At 42.8% G+C, this 2,972-nt stretch carries 1 protein-coding gene; it reads left to right on the top strand.

What is annotated here, in order from left to right:
* Nucleotides 1-272 precede the first annotated feature (272 nt).
* Nucleotides 273-2,972: beta strand repeat-containing protein (locus H1P_RS35185; RefSeq protein WP_144876410.1), on the top strand; the 2,700-nt coding region annotated here is incomplete at its 3' end.

The raw sequence follows: 2,972 nt of genomic DNA, 5'->3' as shown, positions 1-2,972 counted from the left end.
ATTACAACAATGATTTAAAGGCGTACTGATGACAGCAGCCGTATTACTGAGGAGCGTAGTGATAGGAAACTATCACGCTACGTTTTGGAGAGCAGTGGAAGGGGCGACCCTTTCACTGACTTTACTTAGATAACGATACTAACAATCAAGACGTAACCATTACAGGTAGCGGTACGCCGATCTCTTTCAGTCAAAATTACACCAACAATATTTTATACATTAATTCCCAAGTAGGTAGTAGTACCGATCCGTTTGAAGACGACAAAGTACAAGTGACTCCTGATAGTTCTGGACGGATTACGATTGAAGGAACTACTGTAAGTGCTTGGACGGGATTAGGAGGATTAGCGATCGCTCCTGATGCTTCTAGTTCTGGTAGCGTTACTTTCAATCAGGCTATTGCGATGAAGTCGAATTTCGTGATGCCACTAAACGCACCGATTTCCGTCACTGCCTATATTGATGTTAGTAGTGGAACACCTGCAACAACTTCTGATATTGCAGCTACTTTAACTTACGATACGGGAAATATTGCGAGTTTTACCAATCCTACTTCTGTAACTCAAGTTGGTAGTTCTTCTGTTTATGAAGTTACTTGGCAGGGAGTTATAACTGGAAGTAACGATATTACAGTTCCCACTGGCGAAGCAGTTAGCTTAGAAATTGCCAATGCTCAATCGGGGTTAGATTTTGTTGTTAACTACGACAGTAGTACCTATCCATCCAAAATAGAACTACCGACTACAACTGTTATTGATGTTGCTTCTCTTGGTGTTTACGATACTGCTAATGGTGGTGGCAATTTAATCGATTCCTCTTTCAATGGGGATACAGTTTATGTTCGTGCGGAAGTTACCGATCCTTTTGGCGATACGGATATTACAGGATTAAATCTTGTCATTGATGTTCCTGGTGGCAGTCCAATAGTTGCCAGTCTTGATGATACGAATGTCATCGATACTGCTGGTGATGGCACAAAAATCTACGAATATGAGTGGAACACGGGAGCTATAGAAGGTGGTTATGACATTAGTGTCGTTGCTAATGAAGGTTTAGAAGTTGGTGATTTTGAAATTACCGACACTGCGGGTACTACCTTTAATCTCAGTGCTTTAGATTTAGGAACTCCTAGTGTCACCGAGTTCGTCGATAGTAGCGGAACGCCCATCGATACTTATGATGCTGGGGATGATATTTATCTAGAGGTTACCGATACAGACAAAGCAGGAACTGGAACAATCACAGCTACTATTACCACTTCCACAGGTGATACCGAAACCATAACCCTCACCGAAACTGGTGCTAGTACAGGAGTTTTTCTCAGTTCTGCCTTATCTAGTACGGGAGATAATACCTCTAATGGTCAACTAAACGCACCAGCAGGTACGGTTTTATCTGCTAGCTATACTGATGTTGCTAACCCAGACGATACCTCTAGCGATAATGCCTCTGTCATAAATCCCAGTGCGCCTCCTAACAATCCACCCACCGCACAAGATGATAGTTATAGCGTCAATGCAAATACTACTCTATCGGATAACGTATTAACCAATACTAATCCTAATGCAGCAGATTCCGATCCTGACCTCGATTCCCTAACTGTGGTTGCAATTAATGGTTCGTCAACCAACATTGGTAATCAAATTACTCTGCCTTCAGGAGCTTTATTAACTCTTAATAGCAATGGTACTTATACCTACGACCCCAACGGTCAATTCAGCAACCTAGGATTAGGACAAAGTGGCACCGACACCTTTGAATACACTATTAGCGATGGTAACGGCGGAATCGATACTGCTGTAGTAACTATTACTATCGATGGGGTTAATACTGCTCCTACTGCTAATAATGATAGTTTTACTACGTCTCAGGGAACAGCTATTAATCTGACTGCTTCCGCACTTACTGGTAACGATACCGATCCTAACGGCGATGCCCTAAGTATTGATGCAGGAACTTTTGTTGGCGAAACAACTAGCAACAATGGAACGGTAGGTTTAACTGATGGAGTCTTAACTTACACTCCCGATCCAGGTTTCTTAGGAACGGATACTTTCACCTACACTATCAACGATGGTAATGGAGGAACTGCTACTGCTACTGTAGAAATTACAGTTAGTCCCTTTACTTCTTCTGCAACAGCAGGGGCAATAGAAGGTGCTGTTTATCAAGACGATGGTAACGGTAATATTAGCTCTGGCGATCTTTCCCTAGCAGGGGTTCGAGTCGATCTCTATGCCGATACCACTGGTGATGGACTACCTGATGGAGCAATTTGGGCAACCACTTACACTGATGCTGAAGGTAAATACAGTTTTACTGGTCTGGTAGCAGGGGACTATGTAGTTCAACAAACCGTTCCCTCTGGAGCTACGGCGGTTACTGATGTGGATGGCACTACTAGCAACAGTAACATTCAAGTGGCAGCAACCGTTGTTGCAGGGGAAACCACTACTGAAAGAGACTTTTTAGTAGATAGTCCGAACCTTGCTAGTATCAGTGGTACTGTTTACGACGATACTTCTGGTAATAGTGCGATCGATCCTGCTAGCGATACGGGAGTTGCAGGAGTTGCTTTACTGCTCTATACAGACCCTGATGGTAATGGCGATCCTTCTGATGGCAATATTATCGATTCGACTTTGACTGATATTAACGGGGATTATACTTTTACAAATCTAACCGACGGAAACTATATAGTAGTCGAAGTTGATTCTCCTGGTGCAACGAGCATTACAGATGTAGAAGCAGATACCACAGATCCAGAATATAATCAAATTCCAGTTACTTTAAGTGGTGGAGTAGATGTAGGCGATCGCGATTTTCTTAATGAAAACACCAGTCTTGCCAGTATTAGCGGACAAGTAATTGATGATGTCAACGCTAATGGAGTTAATGACACTGAAACTGGAATTGATAATGTCACAATCCAACTCTTCAGTGACCCCAATGGTGATGGAGACCCCAGCGAC

The organism is Hyella patelloides LEGE 07179 (assembly GCF_900659865.1).
Lineage (GTDB): Bacteria > Cyanobacteriota > Cyanobacteriia > Cyanobacteriales > Xenococcaceae > Hyella > Hyella patelloides.
Note: the sequence above shows the minus strand (reverse complement) of the source record. Positions and strands in the feature narration are given on the sequence as shown.